This window comes from Pseudomonas sp. S07E 245 (genome assembly GCF_019599025.1).
Lineage (GTDB): Bacteria > Pseudomonadota > Gammaproteobacteria > Pseudomonadales > Pseudomonadaceae > Aquipseudomonas > Aquipseudomonas shirazensis.
The window spans coordinates 352,953-374,875 of sequence record NZ_CP080625.1 but is presented as its reverse complement, the minus strand read 5'-3'; the positions used below and the strand labels follow the sequence as shown (position 1 = coordinate 374,875).

Genomic DNA, 21,923 nt, shown 5'->3' with positions numbered 1-21,923 from the left:
CGCAGGCCGCCCCATGGACATCAAGCAGCTCAAGTTTCTTATCGCCCTGGACCAGACCCGGCACTTCGGTCAGGCCGCTGCGCTGTGCCATATCACCCAGCCGACCTTGTCGATGCGCCTGCGTAATCTGGAAGAAGAACTTGACCTGGTGCTGGTCGAACGTGGCCAGCGCTTCGAGGGTTTCACCGAGGCCGGCGAACGCATTCTGGCTTGGGCGCGGACACTGCTGGCCGCACATGACGGCCTCCAGGCCGAAGCGGCCAGCTGCCGCGGCCAAGTGGTCGGTAGCCTGCGCCTGGGCAGCGTGCCGTTGGCCAGTTTCAATCCAATGGCGCTGCTGGTGCCGCTGCGGGAGAAGTTTCCCGAGCTGCAGTTTCAGCTCAGCTCGAGTACCTCCGAGCAGATTGTCGATGGCCTCAGCCGCAATCAGCTCGACCTGGGGATCTGCTATCTGGATCAGGTCAACTCAAGCTTTTTCGACGTGATCGAACTGGGCACCACCACCATGGGCCTGCTGCACGACACCCGCCATTATCAGTTCGAGCAAAGCGAGCTGGCCTGGGATGAGCTGGGGGATCTGCCGTTGGGGCTGCTCAGCAAGGGCATGCATTACCGCCAGTCGCTGGACCTGAGCTTTCGCAGCCGCGGCCTTGCGCCACTGGCAGTGCTGGAAAGCGACTCGACCTTCCAGCTGATCCAGGCCATCACCAGCGGCATGTGCTGCGCAGTGATGCCGCTCAACTGCGGGCTGGAGGATTTGAGCGAACACATGCGCATCACCCCCATCACCGAGGCCAGCGTGCTCAGCCCGGTCGGCCTGCTGCTGCGCCGCAGCGAGCCGAGGTCGGCGATTGCCGAGCAGTGCTTTAACCAGGCACGGATAGTGTTTGACCAGTAACTGCTAGCCACAAAAAACGCGGGGCCAGTCTCGCAGCGCTGTGCTGCTCGGACTTGCCCCGCGTGGTTAACGGTGCTGGCTGGCGTTAGGGCGAGCCTTAACGATAGCGCTCCAGCCAATGCGCATACGGCGCTGGCAGGGTCCACGAGGCTTTGTCCACGCCCAACTCTTTGGCGGCGAAGTAGGCCCAGTGTGGGTCAGCCAGGTGCGCACGGCCTACCGAAACCAGATCCAGCTGACCCGCTTGCAGCGCGCCTTCAGCCAGCTGCGGCGTGCCGAAGCCCCATGCCGAAGTCACCGGCAGGCCTGCTTCGCGGCGCACGCGCTCGGCAATCGGGCCCATGAAGGCCGGACCCCACGGGATGTTGGTGTCGGGGATGGTGAAACCAACGCTGACGCTCAACAGGTCGAGGCCACCGGCCTTGAACTGACGGGCCAGTTCGATCGACTCGACCAGGGTCTGCTCGTCGCGGCCATCATATTCCAGCACACCGAAGCGGGCGGTCAGCGGCAGATGCTCAGGCCAGACTTCACGCACGGCCGCCAGCGTTTCGAGGAGGAAGCGGCTGCGGTTTTCGAAGCTGCCGCCGTAAGCATCGGTACGCTGGTTGGAGTGCTCGGAGAAGAAGCTTTGGCCGAGGTAGCCGTGGGCGAAGTGCAGCTCGATCCACTCGAAACCGGCGTCACGGGCGCGGCGCGCAGCATCGACAAAGTCTTGTTTGACCCGAGCGATGTCGTCCAGGGTCATGGCCTTTGGCACTTTCGGCAGGTTGGCGCCAAAGGCAATTGCCGACGGTGCCAGGGTGTCCCAGCCGCGGGCGTCGTCAGCGGCGATATGGTCGTCACCTTCCCATGGGCGATTGGCGCTGGCCTTGCGCCCGGCGTGGGCGATCTGGATGCCGGGTACGGAACCGGCCGCCTTGATCGCCTTCACCACCGGTACGAACGCTTCGGCGTGGGCGTCGCTCCAGATCCCGGCGCAGCCTGGGGTGATGCGTCCTTCTGGCGATACTGCAGTGGCTTCGACCACCAGCAAGCCGGCGCCGCCGCGGGCCATTCCTGCCAGATGCACGTGGTGCCAGTTGTTGATCATGCCGTCTTCGGCCATGTACTGGCACATCGGTGGAATGGCAATGCGGTTGCGCAAGGTGACGTCTTTGAGGGTGTAGGGTTCGAACAATGCAGACATGAGCCAGCTCCAGCAGGTTGGGTATACGATAGTTCGATCATAATCGAACTATGGCAATTAATGAAAGCCCCGTTATCATGTCGACCATGCGAGCCTACAAACATCCAAGCTGTGAAGACCTCATCCTCGAACGCGTGCTGTACGCCTTGAGCGACCCCGTGCGCATGGCCATCGTGCGCCATTTGGCGGGTGTCACCGAAGCCACTTGCGGCGAGCTGGATGGCGGCCGGCCCAAGTCGAGCATGTCTCATCATTTTCGCGTGCTGCGTGATGCGGGCCTGGTGCAGACGCGCAATGTCGGCACCACGCACATGAATTCGCTGCGCAGCGAAATGCTCGACAGCCGCTTCCCCGGCCTGCTCGAGTGCATCCTGCGCCAGCGCTGAGTAACCGCCGCATCCTCTCCCCCTGCGCAGCCCATCGGCTCGCGCAGCAGGCGTAATGAACGCCGTTCGAAGCGCCCTTCTCTACTGATCACAAGGCACAGCATGCGCCGTCCAGCGGGGCCTTGGTGGCAAGCCGCAGATCTGCCGACCGCACAGGTTTGAATTCAGACACCAGACAAGGTACTCCGCATGACTCAAATTCAGTTCAAGCCTGAACCGCAAACCGCAGGCAAAAAAAAACCACGAGGCAGCACCTCGTGGTTTTTTATGGGCTGGTTGCCGTAGCGGCAAATGGTTACCGCGCAGCTAAAGCCTGATTACAGCGCCATGTCGCTCGCAGGGTTGCTTTCAACTGGCTTGCTCACGGTTGTATCAGTGCCAACGCTCTGATCGATAACCGGTGGTTTTTCCAGTTGCAGCACTTCAGCGGTGTAGTTCCACTCTTTCTGCACAGCAGCAGCCGAATCGTTCAGCTTGGTGCCGTAGCTTGGCACGATTTCGTGCAGCTTGGCTTGCCACTCAGGCGTTGCGACCTTTTCCTTGAACACGGTTTCGAGCACGGTGAGCATGATCGGTGCCGCAGTCGAAGCGCCTGGCGAAGCGCCCAGCAGGCCGGCAATGCTGCGGTCCTGCGAGGTCACGACTTCGGTACCCAGCTTGAGTACGCCGCCTTTTTCTTCGTCACGCTTGATGATCTGCACGCGCTGACCAGCTTGCCACAGGCGCCAGTCTTCTTTCTTGGCGTTCGGGAAGTAGGTCTGCAGCGCCGCGAAGCGATCATCGTCAGACAGCATCAGCTGGCCAGCGAGGTACTCGACCAGCGGATACTGATCAACACCTACCTTGGTCATCGGCCAGACGTTGTGCAGCGTGGTGCTGCTCAGCAGGTCGAGGTACGAACCGTTCTTGAGGAACTTGGTCGAGAAGGTGGCGAATGGGCCAAACAGAATCACGCGCTTGCCATCCAGCACGCGGGTGTCCAGGTGCGGCACCGACATGGGTGGCGCGCCGGTGGAGGCGATGCCGTAGGCCTTGGCCATATGCTGCATGGCCACGGTAGGGTTCTCGGTCACCAGGAACGAGCCGCCGACCGGGAAGCCTGCGTATTCCTTGGCTTCCGGGATGCCCGACTTCTGCAGCAGCTTCAGCGCGCCGCCGCCAGCTCCGATGAACAGGAACTTGGCATCGGTGGCCGACTTGCTGCCGTCCTTGAGGTTTTTGTACTCAACGTGCCACGAGCCGTCTTCGTTACGCGTGATGTCCTGCACTTCGGTGGACAGCTTCAGGTCGAAGTTTTCCCGGGTTTGCAGGTGCTTGACGAACTGACGAGTGATCTCGCCGAAGTTGACGTCGGTGCCGATCGGCGTCCAGGTCACGGCCAGCTTCTGCGAAGGATCACGCCCTTCCATCATCAGCGGGACCCACTTGGCGATCTGCGCGTTGTCTTCCGAGTACTGCATCGGACGGAACAGCGGGCTGGCCTGCAGCGCGTCGTAACGCTTCTTGAGGAACTTGATGTTGTCGTCGCCCCACACGAAGCTCATGTGCGGCGTGGTGTTGATGAACGAACGCGGGTTGTTCAACACGCCCTGACGGACCTGCCACGACCAGAACTGGCGGGACATCTGGAACGATTCGTTGATCTCGATGGCCTTGGAGATATTGACGGTGCCGTCTTTATCCATTGGCGTGTAGTTCAGCTCGGCCAGCGCAGAGTGACCGGTACCGGCGTTGTTCCAGCCGTTGGAGCTTTCTTCAGCGACGCCATCCAGGCGCTCGACCATCTCCATCGACCAGCTCGGCTCCAGCTCATTGAGCCAGACCGCCAAGGTCGAACTCATGATGCCGCCGCCAACCAGCAGCACGTCTACTTTCTTCGCTTCATCGGCGTGCGCCTGCATCAGGCTCGCCGCGACAGCCAGACCCAGCAGGGTCTTGCCAGCTTTCTTGAACATTGATCAATTCCAATCGATAGCACGTAAGGAAGGCCTAGGCAGGGCCTCGTTTATCCATGTCCTTCAGCGCGCGCTTTTTATTGATCATTGGAGTCAGCAGCTTGAGAAACAGGGACGCCAGCCTAAGGTCGAATTGACCGGCCAGGGCTGAAACGTTTTTCCGATTGTAACCGAAATGCCAGCACAAACAAATTCGCAAGTGGCAGGCAAGGTGACGGGATGTCTCAGTGGCCGGATGTCGCGGGGCGGCCGTGGCCCGAGTAAACGCCAGACAACAAAAACCCCCGGCCACGTGGATGGCCGAGGGTCTTGGACGGGGCCGCGAACGGCCCCATCAACGATCTGGAATTACTGCTGCTGTGGCAGCTTGTCGATCGGGCCGCAACCGCCAATGATCTTGGAGACCGAAACCGAAGGGTGGAACAGGTAGTCGTAAGAGCAATTCTTTTGCTGGTTGTAGACCTGGCCGGTGCAACCCGACAGCAGCGCAACACCCGATACGACGGCTACAGCGACGGTAGCTTTGAACAGCTTTTTCATACTAAGTCCTTTAAATGATCATGCGCCATCGTACTGACGGCGGCGGGATCATACAGTTTCTGCGCATTGGATCCAAGTCAAATACCGTGTTAGTGAGCTTAGTAATGCTTGAGCGATAGATCTGGCGAGCCAACGAAAAAATATAAGGCTTCTGACGCTACTCTTCACACCAACAAAACCTCTCAACATGTCGAACTCACAGAGCTTGCATTTCTTGTAATCCCTTTCCGAACCGTAATCTTGAACCTGCCCAGCCGTTGACGGCGCAGCGGCCGGTGCCGACCAGCATCAGCAGAGATGACCGCGGTCTTTTATGCAACGGGGGGAAGCCAGTGGTTCAAACGGCGATTTTCATGCAAGTAAAAAAGCAACTAAATTTACTGATTCAAGTCACGCATACGCGGCATATTAGTTTGGTGCATGAGAGCAAGTAGAGCTCATTAGCGAAGGTCTTCTCACACCACTTATGAAAATGAAATCAGGAAGTACGGTAACACCATGCCTGCGCACATTTCAGATAACGCAAAAATAAAAAGCCCCGCTGACTTTCATCTGCGGGGCTTTTCGATGTATGGCGGAGAGATAGGGATTTGAACCCTAGGTACTGTTGCCAGTACAACGGATTTCGAATCCGTCCCGTTCGACCACTCCGGCATCTCTCCAATGGCGCGCATCATACCAGCGATTTCGTAAAAGGCAAACCTTTATCTGAAAAAAATTCGCGTGGTATCAAACGCTTGCGTCACAGCGGGCCTTACAGCGGCACGCCCAGACGCTTGGCAACTTCTTCGTAGGCTTCGATCACGTCGCCCAGACCCTGGCGGAAGCGGTCCTTGTCCATCTTCTTGCGGGTTTCTTTGTCCCACAGGCGGCAGCCGTCCGGGCTGAACTCGTCGCCGAGGACGATCTGGCCGTGGAATACGCCGAACTCGAGCTTGAAGTCGACCAGCAGCAGGCCGGCGTCATCGAACAGCTTGCTCAGCACTTCGTTGACCTTGAGCGACAGCTTTTTCATCTCGACCAGCTGCTCGGCGGTGCCCCAGCCGAAAGCCACAACGTGGGATTCGTTGATGAACGGGTCGCCCTTCTCGTCGTTCTTGAGGAACAGTTCGAAGGTCGATGGTTCGAGCTTGATGCCCTCTTCCACACCCAGACGCTTGACCAGGCTGCCGGCGGCGTAGTTACGCACGACGCATTCGACCGGGATCATGTCGAGCTTCTTCACCAGGCACTCGTTGTCGCCCAGCAGCTTGTCGAACTGAGTCGGGATGCCGGCTTCTTCAAGCTTTTGCATGATGAAGGCGTTGAACTTGTTGTTCACCGTGCCTTTGCGGTCGAGCTGTTCGATGCGCTTGCCGTCGAACGCCGAGGTATCGTTGCGAAACAGCAGGATCAAGCGGTCGGCGTCATCGGTCTTGTAAACCGATTTGGCCTTGCCGCGGTAAAGTTCGTCGCGTTTTTCCATGATGGGCTCCGCTTGCTTGAGTTGGTGGGCTAGGCGATTTCGCGCCAGTCGAGCCCATGTTCCTGATTCGCCACTTGCAGCCAGTCCGGGTCGCACCCAAGGGCGTCGACAAAGCACTGACGGGCCAGCTGTGGCAGGTTGTTCTTGCTGCTGAGATGCGCCAGCACCAGGTGTTGCAGGTGCTGCCAGCCCAGCTCGGCCACCAGGTTGGCGGCCTGGTGGTTGTTCAAATGTCCTTGGCTGCCGCCTACGCGCAACTTCAGGAAGTGCGGGTAGTGACCGCGGGCAAGCAAGTCGCGGCAATGGTTGGCTTCGATCAGCAGGGCATCCAGACCCTGATAGCGCTCCAGCAGCCGAGCGTCGTAGCAGCCCAGGTCGGTGAGCATGCCGAAGCGCCGGCGACCATCGCTAAGCACGTACTGCAGCGGCTCATGGGCGTCGTGCTCGACCCGCGCCGCGCTGACCTGCAGCGCGCCGATGCTGATGCTGTCACCACAACCGAGAAAACCGGCGACCTCGACCGGCTTGCGCAAGCCGCGCAAGGTGCCCTGGCTGAGGTAGACCGGTACATTGTAGCGCCGCGACAGCAAACCCACGCCATGCACGTGGTCGGCATGTTCGTGGGTGACCAGCACCGCGCTCAGCTGTGCTGGCGAGACCCCGAGCAGCGCCAGGCGCCGCTCGGTTTCCCGCAGGGAAAACCCGCAATCGACCAGGATGTACGTATCACCACTGGCGATCAGCGTGCCGTTGCCCTGGCTGCCGCTTCCAAGTACTGCGAAGCGCACTTAACCCAAACGGTCCTGAATGGCGCTCAGCACGCGGCGGGCGACATCGGCCGGGGCGACGGTGTTGATGTTTTTCTCGACCGTTACCTGCACGCTCTCGCCAACCTTGCTCAGGCGTACCTGATAACGCTCGGCGCGCTCTTCACGCTCTTCCTGGGTCGGCTCGCTGCCGAACAGGCGGCTGAAGAAGCCGGGCTGGTTGTTCTTGTCTTCGGGTTTCTCGGACAAGTTGATGTAGTACAGGCCCAGGCTGCGGTTGATGTCTTCAACGCGCCATTCGCCCTGCTCCAGCGCACGGCCGACACCAGACCAGGCGCGGTCGAGGTCGGAACCGACGTTGAGCACCGGGTTGCCGCTGCCGTCTTCGCTCAGGCTGACCCGGCTTGGGGCATCGAAGTCGCGCTCAGCCAGCAGCGAAACCGAACCGCCCTTCTCGGCGCTGCGGTTCATGCTGGCGAGCATCTCGTCGACCAGCAGCGCATCGACGCCGGTGTTGGTCGAGTTGCTCGGGAAATCGGTCTGGGCAGTGCTGCCAGCCGGACGCTCGACGCTGACCACGAACACCTCGGAGGTGTTGCGCTGCACGCCGGGCTCCATGCGTACGCGAACACGTACTTCACTCTCGGCGCTGCTGGCCGAGCTGGCCAGGCGCTGGCCAAGCGAAGCCGACAGTTCGTCGAAGCGCTGCCAGGTGGTGGTGAATTCGCCGGTCTGCGGACGCTCTTCAGCGATGCGGAAGCCGTTGTCTTCAAAGAACTGATGCGCCACCGGCCAGACTTCGGCAGGCGAACGCTGGGCCAGCACCCAACGGCTGTTACCGCTGCGCTGCAGGGTAAAGTCGCTGATGTCGGCAGCAGCCGACAGCGGCTGCGGACGCGGCACTTCGTATTCGCCAGTAGCGGTGTCGTCGGCAACGTTACGCGGGATCGGCAACAGCGGATCGAGGCGTTTGACGTTGGCCACGTCTGCCGGCAGCTGCATCGGCGCGGTCGGTTGCGCCTGCAGGTAATCGCTACCGCGGTCGCGGAAATAACCCTCGTCGCCCCACAGCCAGCCGCAGCCGCTGGTGCTGGAAATGATCAGGGCAAGGGCGGATAGACCAGCCAATCGCTTCATGCGGTGTACTTCCTCGATTAAACCAGTACGCCGGACTTGCTCAAGGCAGTACGGACTTTTTCGTGACAGTTCTCGCTCAGCCAGGTCAGTGGCAGGCGAATGCCTTTGTGCATCAGGCCCATTTCCACGAGCGCCCACTTCACCGGAATCGGGTTGGCTTCGCAGAACAGGTCTTTGTGCAGCGGCATCAGTTGTTCGTTGATTGCGCGGGCCTTGTCGGCATCGCCGGCCAGTGCGGCCTCGCACAGATCGGCCATTTCGCGCGGGGCGACGTTGGCGGTAACGGAGATATTGCCCTTGCCGCCGAGCAGGATCAGCTCGACCGCGGTCGGATCATCACCCGACAGCACGATGAAGTCGCTGCTGACGCCATCGAGGATGGCCTTGGCCCGGACCAGGTCGCCGGTGGCTTCCTTGATACCGATGATGTTCGGCACGGTGGACAGGCGGATCACGGTCTCGGCCTGCATGTCGCAGGAGGTGCGGCCGGGCACGTTGTACAGAATCTGCGGGATGTCGACCGACTCGGCGATCAGCTTGAAGTGCTGATACAGGCCTTCCTGGGTCGGCTTGTTGTAGTACGGCACCACCAGCAGGCAGGCGTCGGCACCGGCGTTCTTGGCGTTCTGGGTCAGGTGCACGGCTTCGGAGGTGGAGTTGGCACCGGTGCCGGCGATAACCGGAATACGGCCGTTGACACGCTTGACTACAAATTCGATGACCTGGATGTGCTCTTCGACATCGAGGGTGGCCGACTCGCCGGTGGTACCGACGGCGACGATCGCATGAGTGCCTTTTTCCAGGTGGAAGTCTACAAGCTTGCCGAGGCTGTCCCAGTCCAGACGCCCTTGTGCATCCATGGGAGTGACCAGTGCCACCATACTGCCCGCAATCATGTAACTGCTCCTGCCGGAAAAAGAGAGCGGTAATGGTACTGGCGCCATCGGCCTTGCACAAGCAAAGCTGGCGGGCGGAGCATTCCCCTCGGCGCTGCTTTTCGCTACCCTTGATCCTTTGATCAGTGCAGAGCGGCCCGCCGGGCCGTCGACAGTGCCTCCCGCGGGTGTCTACAGCCGCTGCAATCGGCTCAGAACCTTGCTGTAACGGAGGCTGTCCCAGGTCCTGCACCGACCGCTCATCGTTTTAGGAATGCTGCATGTCCACCCCCACAGTCCGCGAACAATTCCTTGTCATCAGTGCCCTGGGCCCCAATCCCATGGAGCTGGCCAACGTTCTCAGCCGCGCCGCCGTCGACAATCGTTGCGCGGTAGTCACCTCGCGCCTGTCGCGCCACGGCGAAACCAGCGCCTTGGTGTTGCAAGTCGGTGGCAGCTGGGATGCCCTTGCCCGCCTTGAAGCCACCCTGCCGGGCCTGGGCAAGAAGCACGGCCTGACCCTTGATGTGGTGCGCAGCGCCGATCAGGAAGTGCGCCCGCAGGCCCTGCCTTATGTGGCCTATGTCAGCGCCGCCTATCGCCCGGACATCATCAACGAGCTGTGCCAGTTCTTCCTCGACCACAACGTCGAGCTCGAAGCCATGACCTGCGATACCTACCTGGCGCCGCAGACCGGCAGCAGCATGCTCAACGCCCAGTTCACCGTGGTGTTGCCGGCTGGCACCCAGATCAGCTGGCTGCGCGATCAGTTCCTGGACTTTGCCGATGCACTCAACCTGGATGCCCTGATCGAACCATGGCGCCCTCAAAACCCGGTGTAAGGAGCCTCACATGGCGGTAACCCTCGATCAACCTGTCGCCGACTTCCAGGCCCAGGCCACCAGCGGCCAGAGCGTCAGCCTGGCTGAGCTCAAGGGCAAGCAGGTGGTGCTGTATTTCTACCCCAAGGACAGCACCCCCGGCTGCACCACTCAAGGCCAGGGCTTTCGCGATCAACTCGACGCGTTTGCCGCGGCAAACACCGTGGTGTTCGGCGTCTCGCGTGACGGTTTGAAGTCGCACGAGAACTTCAAGGCCAAGCAAGGCTTCACCTTCGAGCTGATCAGCGACAAGGACGAGGCGCTCTGCCAGCTGTTCGACGTGATCAAGCTGAAGAAGCTCTACGGCAAGGAATACATGGGTGTTGACCGCAGCACCTTCCTGATCGACAAGGACGGTGTTCTGCGTCAGGAATGGCGCGGCGTGAAAGTGCCAGGACATGTCGATGCCGTGCTTGCAGCGGCGCAGGCATTGAATCAGGCCTGAAACTGTATGGGGCCGCTCTGCGACCCTTCGCGGGTAAACCCGCTCCCACAAGGGTCTGCAGCGCCGACTAAACCTGTGGGAGCGGGTTTACCCGCGAAGGGTCGCAAAGCGGCCCCAGTTCTTACAGCAACGGTGCTACAGCCGGCTCTTGCCTGGGCCAGGCATCCAGCACGGCCTTGAACAGGGTCGCCAGCGGGATGGCGAAGAAGATCCCCCAGAAGCCCCACAGCCCGCCAAACAGCAGCACCGCGCAGATGATCGCGACTGGATGCAGGCTGACCGCCTCAGAGAACAGCAGCGGCACTAGCACGTTGCCGTCCAGCGCCTGAATGATCGCGTATACCGCCATCAGGTAGATGAACTGATCGCCCCAGCCCCACTGGAACAGCGCGATCAAGGTGACCGGCACGGTGACCACCACCGCCCCCACGTACGGCACCACCACCGACAGCCCGACCAACAGCGCCAGCAGCGCGGCGTAGTTGAGCCCCAGGCTGATGAAGGCGATGTAGGTGGCGATCCCGCAGATCAGAATCTCGATGCCCTTGCCGCGAATGTAATTGGCGATCTGCCGGTTCATCTCGTCACCGACCCGGGTCAGCAGCCTGCGTTCACGCGGCAAGTAGCCGCTGACCCAGCGCCCGATCAACTCGCGGTCCTTGAGAAAGAAGAACACCAGAATCGGCACCAGCACCAGGTAGATCATGGCGCTGACCAGCAGCGGCAGGCTCGACAGCGAGAAGGTCAGCGCCCATTGGCCAAACTTGCCAATCTCACCGCGCACCGATTCGATGGCGCGCAGCACCTGCTCGTCAGAGACCAGGTGCGGATAGCGCTCAGGCAGCAGCAACAGCAGCGACTGCCATTTACCGAGCATTCCCGGCAGCTCGTTCAACAGGGTGATCAACTGGTGCCAGAGCAGCGGCACCAGCACCAGCAGAAATACCCCCAGCGCGCCGATGAACAAGGCGAACACCACGCCCACGGCAACACCACTGGGCACCCGCATCCGCTCCAGGGCGTTGACCAGGCCCTGCATCAGATACGCCAGGACCATCCCCGCCAGCACCGGCGCGAGCATGCCGCCGAGGGTGAGCACGGCAGTAAAGGCCAGAACCAGCAGGACTGTCAGGACTACGGCTTCTTCATCGGAGAAGTAGCGCTGCATCCAGTCACGAAGCACTTTGAACATTGACGATCCTTGGGCGGAAAACTCAGGCCTTGCGCAGCCAGTAGGTATACACGCCGGCTTCGGCGCTTTGTTGCAGCAGGCTATGACCGGACAAACGGGCGAAAGTGCTGAAGTCGCGCTGCGAGCCGGCGTCGGTGGAAATCACCTTGAGCACTGCGCCCGCTGCCATCTGGTTAAGCTGCATTTTTGCCTTGAGCAGCGGCAATGGGCAGTTAAGCCCGCTGGCGTCGAGTTCGGCGTCGCAGGTCAGGGTATCGATCATCCAAGGGGCTCCTGGCGGTGGCAACGGTGCATGGCAGACAAGCCTGGTAGGATACCGCCACTGGTCGCCAAGGTGTGAGCGGGCTACAGTACGGGTCTTTGATCCGACGCGAGTTTCGTGCATGAATCTACTGCGCCCTACCCTGCTGACGCTGGCCTGCCTGATGGCCCTGCCCGGGCATGCCGATGACCTGCCGTCGCTGGGCGATGCCAGTTCTGCAATCGTTTCCCCGCAGCAAGAACATGAACTCGGCCGCGCCTGGCTCAGCCTGCTGCGCGGGCAAGTGCGCCAGCTCAATGATCCGCAGCTCAAGGACTACGTCGAAACCAGCGTCTATCGCCTGGCCGAGACCAGCCAGCTGCAGGACCGCCGGTTGGAATTTGTGCTTATCGACAGCCGCGAGCTGAACGCCTTCGCGGCTCCCGGGGGGATTGTCGGGGTCAACGGCGGGCTGTTCCTCAATGCCCAGACTGAAGGTGAATACGCCTCGGTACTGGCCCACGAACTGGCCCACTTGTCGCAACGCCACTTTGCCCGAGGGATAGAAGCTCAGCAGCGCATGCAGGTGCCGATGATGGCCGCACTGCTGGCCGGCATCGTACTGGCAGCCGGTGGTGGCGGCGATGCCGGTATTGGCCTGATTGCCGGCACCCAGGCAGCGGCGATTCAGGAGCAGCGGCGCTTTTCGCGGCAGAACGAGCAGGAAGCCGACCGCATCGGCATCCAGAACCTGGAAAAAGCCGGCTTCGACCCACGCACCATGCCGAGCATGTTCGAGCGCCTCGCCCGGCAGTACCGCTACGGCGCCAAGCCGCCGGAGTTTCTCCTGACTCACCCGGTGACCGAGTCGCGTATCGCCGACACCCGCAACCGCGCCGAACAGATGCCCAAGGGCGGCGTCGAGGACAGCCTGCGCTATCAGCTGATTCGCGCCCGCGTCGCCTTGACCTACGAAGGCACGCCGGGGCTTGCGGCCAAGCGCTTCCGCGATCAACTCGCAGATGATCCCAAGCTGGATGCTGCCCGCTACGGCCTTGCCTTGGCGCAGATCAAGGGCGGCAGCCTCAACGAAGCGCGGGACAACCTCAAGCAACTGCTGGCCAAGGCGCCCAACGACATCACCTACAACCTGGCGCAGATCGACCTGGAAATCACCAACAATCGCCTGGCCGACGCGCAGCAGCGGGTCGAGCGGCTACGCAGCCTGTATCCGAACAATTATCCGCTGCAGCAGGCGCGCGCCGACTTGTTGATCAAGCAGGGCAAGCCGGCTGAGGCAGAGAAAGTGCTGGATGACCTGGTCAAGAAGCGCCCGGACGACCCGGACGTCTGGTACGAAGTGGCTGAAGTGCGCGGGCTGTCGGGCAATACCATTGGCCTGCATCGGGCACGCGCCGAGTACTTCACGCTGGTCGGTGATTTTGACCAGGCAGTGCAGCAGCTCGACTTCGCCAAACGCCGCGCGGGCAGCAACTTCCCGCTGGCGTCGCAGATCGACGCCCGTCAGCGGCAGATTCTCGAGCAGCAGCGGATGGTCAAGGACATGATGCGCTAAGCAGCGTGCAGGCGGCGCCGGTTTGCCCGGCGTCGCCCAAGCTGCGGATCAGGCGTTGCCGGACAACTTCAGGCGGGCCGCCTGAGTGAAGTCGAGCATGCGGTTGAGCGGTTTGATCGCGCGCGGGATCAAGGCCGGGTCGACCAGGATCTCGTTGCTGCCGGTGCGCAGGCAGTCGAGGGTGCGCTCGAGGGTATTCATCGCCATCCACGGGCAATGCGCACAGCTGCGGCAGGCAGCGCCATTGCCCGCGGTAGGCGCGGCCACGAAGACCTTGTCCGGGCACAGCTGCTGCATCTTGTAGAAGATGCCGCTGTCGGTGGCGACAATGAAGGTCTTGTTCGGCAGTGTCTGCGCCGCCTTGATCAGCTGGCTGGTCGAGCCTACCGCATCGGCCAGGTCGATCACCGATTCAGGCGACTCCGGGTGGACCAGAATCGCCGCATCCGGATACAGCGCTTTCATGTCGGCGAGCTGGCGCGACTTGAACTCCTCATGGACGATGCAGGCACCGTCCCACAGCAGCATGTCGGCGCCGGTCTTCTTCTGGATATAGCGGCCCAGGTGCTGGTCCGGCCCCCAGATGATTTTTTCGCCGTTATCCATCAGGGTTTCGACGATTTCCAGCGCGCAACTGGAGGTCACCACCCAGTCGGCACGCGCCTTGACCGCAGCCGACGTGTTGGCATACACCACCACGGTTCGTTCGGGATGCTTGTCACAAAACGCCGAAAACTCTTCTACCGGACAACCCAGGTCGAGCGAGCAGGTCGCTTCCAGGGTTGGCATCAGGATGCGTTTTTCCGGGGTGAGGATTTTTGCCGTTTCGCCCATGAAGCGCACGCCGGCGACAATCACGGTGTCGGCCGAGTGGTTCTTGCCGAAGCGGGCCATTTCCAGCGAGTCGGAAACACAGCCGCCAGTTTCTTCGGCCAAGGCCTGGATTACCGGGTCACAGTAGAAGTGCGCAACCAGCACAGCATTCTGGGCCTTGAGCTCGGCAGCGATGGCCGCACGGTATTCGGCCTCCTGCGCGGGCGTCAGGGGATGGGATTGCTTGGCGTCAAGGTGAGCTTGAACCAACAGCCGTTCGGAAATCTGGGTCATGATCGCTGGACCTGCGGGCGCGCGTGCGCGTCAGTCAAGAGTATCACCGAGCCCTGGCAGTCAGGCTAATGACGCCGGATGGCCAGACAGGCCATCACGGCCTTCTGCGGGCGCGGATTATTATCGCGCCGAAGGCTACAGACAATCAGGTCATTGCAAAAGCGATTTCTGCGCGTGCCAATCAGGCCGGCGTAGCTGACCTGATTGCGCGCAAGTGCTTGCAGTTGCCTGGCCCCGCCTTCACACGGTCAGCCCTGCGGCCACGGCGCCGCCATGAGTGCAGCCAGGCTCATGACGAACTCTTCAACGGTCATTTTCTTGCCGTTGAAGTCGACCATGCCATCGGCGTAGTGCAGGTTGGACACGACGTCGTCGCCCTTGACCGTGGCCATGCCGCCCTGCAGCGCCATCATGCCGAGCATTTCACCGGCCTGACTGGACTGCTGAGCGATCGCCTGAGGGTCGGTCTGGCCTTCGAGCAGCGCCTGCAATGCGGTCAGGTCGCCGACCATCGGCTTGGACACCAGCAGCTCGCCCTTGAGCTGGCTGATCAGTTGCTTGGCCAGTTGATCAGGCGGCAGGTCGAACGAGCTCGGCGCGGCGAAGTCCAGCGCCAGCTTGAAGTGACTCTGGCCGTTGGCAGTCTTGAACGACAACTCCTCCAGGGCCAGCTTTGGTTTGGCGGCAAGCATCTTCCGCAGGTCTGCCTGAACCTTGACCTTCTCTTCCTCGCTCATGTTGAACGACGGCATTGGCTCGCCAGCGGCAGTGGCCGCTTGCATGGCCTGCACTTCAGGCAGCTTGGTCTGGTACCACTCGGCCAGTGACTGCAGGGCCGGCACGTCGACCGAGTTCATGGTCACGACCATCTTGCCGCTGCCGACGGCACGGTTGGCGTAGTTGATGTCGCCAACCTTGTACGCGATTCGCGCACCGATCTTGTCAGTTCCTTCGGCGGTGTACAGGTTGGTTTGCTCCAGGTCCTTGAGCAACATCACTTCCTGCTTTGGCCCAAGCACAGCCTCCAGTTGGCCAAGCAGGACATCGACGTTGCCGACATAGACCATGTCGTGGTCGGTGCTGGCCAGGTTGCCGCCTACCTTGAACTTGTCCAGGGTGAAGGTCGCTGGCGGATGGTCTGCACCCACCAGTTTCATCTGCAGACGATCAGCGTTGGCGTGAATCTTCACAGCCTTGCCTTCACGGTCGCCGCTGAGCAGCACCTGCATGCCGGAGAAGTCAACGCTGTTGCCGTCTACCTCATTGAGCTTGATCGGCGCCAGGCGAACATCGCTGTCGATGTGACCGCCATAACCGACATCGACATTGGCGGTGATCGGCGATTGCTCGCCCGCAGCGCTGTACCACTTGGCTGTGGCTTCGTCCTTGTCGAGCACGCTGTTGCTCGAGACCATCACCGGCATCAGTTTCAGCGCCTTGACCCGCGACCACGGGAATGGCCCGTGCTCAAGCTGATCAGTGATGCCGACATCGAAGTTCAGCGCCTGGCCTTCGCCCAGCCACACATCCTTGGCCTTGAGCCGGTAGTGCGCGGTGCTGCTGAACAGGTGCTGCTCCAGCGAGGTCAGTTCCAGGCTCATGCTGCCGCCGGTACCAGCAGTGGCCTTGAGCAGTTCTTCGTTGGCACGGGTGACCGAAGCCTGCAACTCGGCGGGCAGTTGCTTGCCGGTGTACCAGGCGCCAGCGGTGGCTGCGATGGCGATGGCGACGGCCAGGCCGGAGAGGATGCCTACTGATTTCTTCATGAATTGAACCGATTGCTTTCCATAAGGGGGGACTGGGTGCGACACCGTCGCGCTGGGCACGAAGGGTACCACTGACGCCTGTCGGATGCGCCGGGCTCAGTGGGCAAAAATTTGCTGAGGATGTGTTTGGCAATCAGCGATCGTAAATTTTTACGGACATTAAAATCTGTCTTTGAATGAAAATTCGCACTTACCTCGGGGCATAAGCGGCAAAAACCCGATAAAAGCTCGATCTCCGTTACATCCTGTCATGTTTAACTTGACACCCTACCCCGCATCGTTTTTTATTTTAACCACCTTGCTTCAGCGCCTAACAACGAAGAACAACCGCAGCGCGCCTACTCGCCCCACAAGGGACTCTGCGCGCCTTGAACTTCGCTGCGGCACTGTCAGCCATGCCACCGGCGCCTCGCATGCGCCCGCCCTCGCTCCGACATAAAAGGTGAACAACATGGAGCTCATCCGCACGACTTGGCTGTGCCCGCCCGCCTACTCGCCCACCGTTCAGGCTCAGGAGCATCGCGCGCATGCAGCCTGAACCAAGCACCGGCGGCCAGTTCCGCAAATCGCTGCGCCTGTGGCATGTGGTGATCATCGGTCTGGCTTACCTGACGCCGATGACCGTCTTCGACACCTTTGGCATCGTTTCCGGGATTACTGCCGGGCATGTGCCCAGTGCCTACATCCTGGCGCTGCTGGGCGTGCTGTTCACCGCGGTGAGCTACGGCACGCTGGTACGGCGTTTTCCGCAGTCGGGCTCGGCCTACACCTACACCCAGCGGGCGATCAATCCGCACGTGGGCTTTCTGGTCGGCTGGTCGTCGCTGCTGGATTACCTGCTGCTGCCGATGGTCAACGCCCTGCTGGCCAAGCTGTACCTGTCGGCGATGTTCCCGGAGGTGCCACAGTGGATCTGGGTGGCCGGCTTCGTCACCCTGATCAGCCTGGTCAACATGCGTAGCGTCAACCTGGTGGCCCACTTCAATGCCCTGTTCGTGGCCGTGCAGGTGTCGATCATCAGCGTGTTCATCTATCTCTGCGCACGTGGCCTTGAGCATGGCGAGGGCCTGGGCACGGCCTGGAGCCTGATCCCGTTTGTCGACCCACAGGTGCAGTTCAGCGCGCTGGCCGCCGGTGCGACCATTCTGTGCTTCTCATTCTTGGGTTTCGATGCGGTGACCTGCCTGTCGGAGGAAACTCGCGATCCGGGCAAGACCATTCCGCGGGCGATCTTCCTCACCGCCTTGATCGGCGGTGTGGTGTTCATTCTAGTGTCCTACTTTATCCAGGCCTATTTCCCGACCATGCAGCGCTTCCATGACCAGGAAGCGGCGTTGCCGGAGATCGCCTTGTATGTCGGTGGCAAGTTGTTCCAGTCGGTGTTCATCGCCTGCACGGTGATCAACACCATCGCCTCTGGCCTGGCCTCGCAGACCAGTGTTTCACGGCTGCTGTATGTGATGGGCCGCGACGGGGTGATCCCGACTCGGGTGTTCGCCCGTCTGCATCCTCGGTACAAGACGCCGGTGCTGAACATTGCCGTGGTGGGACTGGTGGCGTTGTCGGCGATCTTCTTTGATCTGGTCACAGCTACCTCGGTAATCAACTTTGGCGCATTGGTTGCCTTCAGCTTCGTCAATCTGGCGGTGATCAACCACTGCTACCTGCGCGAGAAGGGTCGCAAGAGCCTGGCCCAGACCTTCAAGTACCTGGTGCTGCCGACCATTGGCTTTTGCATCATCGTCTCGCTGTGGCTGGACCTCAACCAGCACTCGCTGCTGTTTGGCGGCGCCTGGGCGCTGGCCGGGCTGATCTACCTCGGCTGGCTGACCAAGGCGTTTCGCATCGCACCGCCCAACTGTATCGCTGACTGAGCCTCCCCACCGACGCCCGCTTGATGCGGGCGTCGCTCTGCTCGAGAAGGAAAACCCATGCTCCTGCGCCGCCTTTCCATCCAGTGGAAGATCACCCTGCTCGCCGGCCTGTGCCTGCTGGTCATCGTTGCCCTGCTGGTGGCCACCTCGCTGACTCAGGCGCGCCGCAGCGCAGCACAGGTGTTCAGCGCCAACAGCGAACTGCTCGACCACAGCGCGCGCCTGCGCCTGCAAGCCCAGGCCGAGACCCAGGCGCTGCGCATTCAGCGCTACTTCATGGATGCCTACCAATACGGCAGCGGTTTCAGCCGCCTGGTGCAGGTACTCAGGCAGCGCGGCGATAGCGATCTACGCGCATCATTGAGCGCACAGGCACGCGCGGCGCTGGTAGGCAATCCTGGCCTGATCGGCTTGTATCTGGTGTTTCAACCGAACGCCCTCGACCGACAGGATGCGCGCTTCATCAACCAGCCCGAGCACGGTAGCAATGACAGCGGACGCTTCTCGCTGTACTGGTCGCAAGCACAGTCCGGCACGCTGACCGCCGAAGCCATGCCCGAGGCGATGCTTGCCGACAGCAGCATTGGCGCCAACGGCTCGCCCTACAACCGCTGGCTGACCTGCCCGGAGCAAACCGCCAAGGCTTGCGTGGTCGAACCTTACTTCGACGAGATCAACGGCCAGCAGATCCTGATGACCAGCATCGCCCTGCCGATCATGGATAACGGCAAGGTTATCGCCGTAGTTGGCCTGGACATCAGCCTGGACAACCTCCAGCAACTGAGCCTCAGTGGCCGCCAGGAACTGTTCGACGGCCAGGGCCAGGTCAGCATAGTCAGCCCGGCGGGCTTGCTCGCCGGCCACAGCGCTGATGCCACGCAACTGAGCAAGCGGCTCGAGCACGTCCTCAGCGGCCCGGCCCGCGAGCTGCTACCAAGCTTGCTTGCCGGGCAGCCAGTGCGGCGCCTGGATCACGGCCAGATGCGCGTCTCGCAGCCATTTGCGCCTATCCCTGACGCCGCCCCGTGGCAAGTTCTGCTGGAGCTGCCCGAGGCCGTGTTGCAGGCGCCGGCAGTAGCGCTGAACCAACGCCTGGCCGGGCATAACCAGGACGCCAACCTGATCAGCCTGGCCATCGGCCTGTTTGCAGCGGTGCTGGGTTTGCTGCTGGTCTGGCTGACCGCGCGTGGCGTTACCCGGCCAATCCTGATGGTATCCCGGCGTCTGCAGGATATCGCCAGCGGCGAAGGCGACCTGACCCGCCGGCTGGACTACGCCCGCGATGATGAACTGGGCCAGTTGACCGGCTGGTTCAACCGTTTTCTCGACAAGCTGCAACCGGTGATTGCCCAGGTCAAAGCCTCGCTACAGGACGCGCGCACCACGGCGGACCAGTCCGCCGCCATCGCCAGCCAGACCAGCAATGGCATGCAGCAACAGCAACGCGAGATCGAGCAGGTGGCGACCGCCGCCAATGAAATGAGCGCCACCGCGCAGGACGTTGCGCATAACGCCGCGCAGGCAGCGCAGGCGGCACGCGGCGCCGATCAGGCCAGCCGCGAAGGCCTGCAGCGGGTAGCCGACACCCGTCGGGCAATTTCCCAACTGGCCAGCGACATGGATGCGGCGATGGGCCAGGCGAAAGCGCTCGAGAGCCGCAGCGAGCAGATCGGCTCGGTGCTGGAGGTGATCCGCGCCATTGCCGAGCAGACCAACCTGCTTGCACTCAACGCCGCTATCGAAGCAGCCCGCGCCGGCGAGGCTGGGCGCGGTTTCGCGGTGGTGGCCGATGAGGTGCGCAGCCTGGCCCAGCGTACCCAGGTATCAGTCGAGGAGATCCGCCAGGTGATCGAAGGCCTGCAGCAAGGCAGCGAAGCCGTGGTCGGCACCATGCAGGCCGGCCAGCGCCAGGCGCAGGACAGTGCGCAGCAGATGGAGCAGGCGATGCCCGCGCTGCAGCGCATTGGCGAGGCCGTCGCAGTGATCACCGACATGAACCTGCAGATCGCCTCGGCTGCCGAAGAGCAAAGCGCCGTCGCCGAAGAAGTTAACCGCAACGTGGCCGGCATTCGCGATGTAACCGACTCGCTCGCCGGCCAGGCAGACGAATCGGCGCGCATCAGCCAGGCGCTGAACCACCTGGCCAATCAGCAACAAACATTGATGGCGCAGTTTCGCGTCTAGTCTGTACTGGCCTCGGTAATGCCGAGGCCGCTATCCCCGGCATTAACGCCGTACAAGAGTTTCAGTTATGCAAACCTCACCCAAACCAACATTTTTCGACCTGACCTGCGAGCAGGGCCTACTGCGCACCTCGATCGCAGTCACGCTGTTCATCGCCACCATCGGTATCGCCTTCGGCCTGGCTTCGGGCTCGTTCTCGATTGTGTTCGACGGCGTCTATTCGCTGGTCGACGCCAGCATGAGCGGCTTGTCGCTGGTGGTGGTCAAGCTGATCACCGCCCACATCAGCAGCGCGCAGATGTCGCGCAAGTTGCGCGAGCGCTTCAGCATGGGCTTCTGGCACCTCGAACCGATGGTCCTGGCGCTCAACGGCATTCTGCTCAGCGGCGTGGCCATCTACGCCCTGATCAACGCGGTCAGCAGCCTGCTCGAAGGCGGCCGCGACCTCGAGTTCGGCATCGCCCTGATCTACGCCGTACTGACCGTGATTGCCTGCGTCACCATCGCCGTGGTCGAGGCCCGCGCGAACCGCACGCTCAACTCCGACTTCGTGCGCATGGACGTCAAGGGCTGGGTCATGTCGGCGAGCATTACCGCCGCGCTGTTGATTGCCTTCTGCGTTGGCCTGGCGATTCAGGGCACGCAGTGGCAGTGGATTTCACCGTACATCGACCCGGCGGTGCTCGGACTGGTGTGCCTGGTGATCATTCCGCTGCCGTTGTCGGTGGTACGCCAGGCCCTGGCCGATATCTTCCTGGTGACGCCGAGCGACCTCAAGCAACACGTCGACAACGTCGCCCAGGCCTTCGTGCACAAGCATGGCCTGCAGTCGTTTCGGGCGTATGTGGCCAAGGTCGGGCGCTCGCGCGAGATCGAGCTGTACTTCATCGTGCCTGCCGACATGGCGGCACGGACCATCGCCGAGTGGGACGCCCTGCGCAACGAAATCGGCGATGCGGTGGGCGGCGAAGGGCCGGATCGGTGGATCACGGTGGTGTTTACCGGGGATCCGGAGTGGGCTGAGTAAGTGCCTGTCAGCAGGCCAGGCCGCTATCGGCTGCAGTTTCATCGTTGATCCATCCGACGAATGCCTGCACTTCGGCATCATTGGTGAACTGGCCAGCGATGTACTGCCGCTGTTCCCTTCGCTGCAAGGCCCGGCACCACTGCCTCAGCTCTGGTGAAGACAACGCCCTCAAGGCCATGCCACGCTGCGCGCATGGAACTCTAGAAACGAAAAAGCCCGCCATGAAAGGCGGGCTTTTTCATCTTGATTTGATACCGAACCAAGCCAGAGGCTTGCTCCGCACAGCTGTAAAAATGGTGGGTCGTGTAGGATTCGAACCTACGACCAATTGGTTAAAAGCCAACTGCTCTACCAACTGAGCTAACGACCCTTTTGATGGCGCGTATAATACTGATTTCTAACGAAAAATCAACACCCC

At 61.5% G+C, this 21,923-nt stretch carries 19 protein-coding genes, 2 tRNA genes and 1 pseudogene; 9 read left to right on the top strand and 13 right to left on the bottom strand.

The features are described 5' to 3' along the window. Nucleotides 1-13: 13 nt before the first annotated feature. Nucleotides 14-898 carry a LysR family transcriptional regulator gene (locus K3F44_RS01775; RefSeq protein WP_220633231.1) on the top strand — a complete coding sequence of 295 codons (885 nt, stop codon included), beginning with the start codon at nt 14-16 and terminating at the stop codon, nt 896-898. Between the two features lie 97 nt (nt 899-995). On the opposite strand, the gene xenA is transcribed toward K3F44_RS01775, so the two are convergent. Continuing rightward, nucleotides 996-2,087 (bottom strand): xenobiotic reductase XenA, encoded by a 1,092-nt coding sequence (xenA, locus tag K3F44_RS01770; RefSeq protein ID WP_150571477.1) that lies wholly within the window; start codon nt 2,085-2,087, stop codon nt 996-998. A 50-nt stretch (nt 2,088-2,137) separates the two neighbouring features. On the opposite strand from xenA, the gene K3F44_RS01765 reads away from it, so the two are divergent. Further along, nucleotides 2,138-2,473, top strand: coding sequence for a helix-turn-helix transcriptional regulator (locus tag K3F44_RS01765; RefSeq protein WP_101317462.1), 336 nt, complete (start codon nt 2,138-2,140; stop codon nt 2,471-2,473). 317 nt (nt 2,474-2,790) lie between these two features. On the opposite strand, the gene mqo is transcribed toward K3F44_RS01765, so the two are convergent. The 7 genes from mqo to dapA form a co-directional block, all read right to left on the bottom strand. Then, nucleotides 2,791-4,428 carry a malate dehydrogenase (quinone) gene (gene mqo / locus K3F44_RS01760; protein ID WP_220633230.1) on the bottom strand — a complete coding sequence of 546 codons (1,638 nt, stop codon included), beginning with the start codon at nt 4,426-4,428 and terminating at the stop codon, nt 2,791-2,793. A 348-nt stretch (nt 4,429-4,776) separates the two neighbouring features. Next, on the bottom strand, nt 4,777-4,968 hold the full coding sequence (locus tag K3F44_RS01755; protein WP_101317458.1) for a DUF4223 family protein: 192 nt from the start codon (nt 4,966-4,968) through the stop codon (nt 4,777-4,779). Nucleotides 4,969-5,540: 572 nt separating this feature from the next. Then, nucleotides 5,541-5,630: transfer RNA gene (locus tag K3F44_RS01750), tRNA-Ser, on the bottom strand. A gap of 92 nt (nt 5,631-5,722) precedes the next feature. Continuing rightward, on the bottom strand, nt 5,723-6,433 hold the full coding sequence (gene purC / locus K3F44_RS01745; protein ID WP_101317456.1) for a phosphoribosylaminoimidazolesuccinocarboxamide synthase: 711 nt from the start codon (nt 6,431-6,433) through the stop codon (nt 5,723-5,725). A 29-nt stretch (nt 6,434-6,462) separates the two neighbouring features. Then, entirely contained in the window at nt 6,463-7,221 is a 759-nt protein-coding gene (locus tag K3F44_RS01740; RefSeq protein WP_101317454.1) for an MBL fold metallo-hydrolase, read from the bottom strand. Next, nucleotides 7,222-8,337 (bottom strand): outer membrane protein assembly factor BamC, encoded by a 1,116-nt coding sequence (gene bamC / locus K3F44_RS01735; protein ID WP_101317452.1) that lies wholly within the window; start codon nt 8,335-8,337, stop codon nt 7,222-7,224. It abuts the gene before it with no gap. A gap of 17 nt (nt 8,338-8,354) precedes the next feature. After that, nucleotides 8,355-9,233 carry a 4-hydroxy-tetrahydrodipicolinate synthase gene (gene dapA, locus K3F44_RS01730; RefSeq protein WP_101317450.1) on the bottom strand — a complete coding sequence of 293 codons (879 nt, stop codon included), beginning with the start codon at nt 9,231-9,233 and terminating at the stop codon, nt 8,355-8,357. Between the two features lie 260 nt (nt 9,234-9,493). On the opposite strand from dapA, the gene K3F44_RS01725 reads away from it, so the two are divergent. Then, entirely contained in the window at nt 9,494-10,054 is a 561-nt protein-coding gene (locus K3F44_RS01725) for a glycine cleavage system protein R (RefSeq protein ID WP_101317448.1), read from the top strand. Between the two features lie 10 nt (nt 10,055-10,064). Beyond that, nucleotides 10,065-10,538 (top strand): peroxiredoxin, encoded by a 474-nt coding sequence (locus K3F44_RS01720; protein WP_101317446.1) that lies wholly within the window; start codon nt 10,065-10,067, stop codon nt 10,536-10,538. Between the two features lie 121 nt (nt 10,539-10,659). On the opposite strand, the gene K3F44_RS01715 is transcribed toward K3F44_RS01720, so the two are convergent. Beyond that, the gene (locus K3F44_RS01715) at nt 10,660-11,730 is read right to left on the bottom strand and encodes an AI-2E family transporter (RefSeq protein ID WP_101317444.1); all 1,071 of its coding nucleotides are present in this window, start codon (nt 11,728-11,730) and stop codon (nt 10,660-10,662) included. A 22-nt stretch (nt 11,731-11,752) separates the two neighbouring features. Continuing rightward, nucleotides 11,753-11,992: a sulfurtransferase TusA family protein gene (locus K3F44_RS01710; RefSeq protein ID WP_150571996.1), complete on the bottom strand. Its 240-nt coding sequence runs from the start codon at nt 11,990-11,992 to the stop codon at nt 11,753-11,755. Between the two features lie 121 nt (nt 11,993-12,113). On the opposite strand from K3F44_RS01710, the gene K3F44_RS01705 reads away from it, so the two are divergent. Further along, nucleotides 12,114-13,547, top strand: a complete 1,434-nt coding sequence (locus K3F44_RS01705) for a M48 family metalloprotease (protein WP_101317440.1) — start codon at nt 12,114-12,116, stop codon at nt 13,545-13,547. A gap of 48 nt (nt 13,548-13,595) precedes the next feature. Here the strand turns inward: K3F44_RS01705 and nadA are convergent, their stop codons facing one another. Together nadA and K3F44_RS01695 are read right to left on the bottom strand one after the other, a co-directional pair. After that, entirely contained in the window at nt 13,596-14,654 is a 1,059-nt protein-coding gene (gene nadA, locus K3F44_RS01700; protein ID WP_220633229.1) for a quinolinate synthase NadA, read from the bottom strand. A gap of 248 nt (nt 14,655-14,902) precedes the next feature. Continuing rightward, a complete protein-coding gene (locus K3F44_RS01695; protein ID WP_220633228.1) occupies nt 14,903-16,420 on the bottom strand; it encodes a YdgA family protein in 1,518 nt (505 codons plus the stop codon). A 527-nt stretch (nt 16,421-16,947) separates the two neighbouring features. Between K3F44_RS01695 and K3F44_RS01690 the strand changes: the two genes are divergently transcribed. From K3F44_RS01690 to K3F44_RS01680, 4 genes and pseudogenes are all read left to right on the top strand, one after another. Then, nucleotides 16,948-18,294, top strand: a complete 1,347-nt coding sequence (locus K3F44_RS01690; protein WP_220633227.1) for an APC family permease — start codon at nt 16,948-16,950, stop codon at nt 18,292-18,294. A gap of 57 nt (nt 18,295-18,351) precedes the next feature. Then, nucleotides 18,352-19,620: pseudogene (locus tag K3F44_RS25035) on the top strand (HAMP domain-containing protein); the annotation flags it as partial. A gap of 102 nt (nt 19,621-19,722) precedes the next feature. Next, nucleotides 19,723-20,478 carry a methyl-accepting chemotaxis protein gene (locus K3F44_RS25030; protein ID WP_409077684.1) on the top strand — a complete coding sequence of 252 codons (756 nt, stop codon included), beginning with the start codon at nt 19,723-19,725 and terminating at the stop codon, nt 20,476-20,478. Nucleotides 20,479-20,545: 67 nt separating this feature from the next. Further along, nucleotides 20,546-21,505, top strand: coding sequence for a cation diffusion facilitator family transporter (locus K3F44_RS01680; RefSeq protein ID WP_220633225.1), 960 nt, complete (start codon nt 20,546-20,548; stop codon nt 21,503-21,505). 294 nt (nt 21,506-21,799) lie between these two features. Here the strand turns inward: K3F44_RS01680 and K3F44_RS01675 are convergent. Continuing rightward, nucleotides 21,800-21,875 (bottom strand) — tRNA-Lys (locus K3F44_RS01675). Nucleotides 21,876-21,923 lie beyond the last annotated feature (48 nt).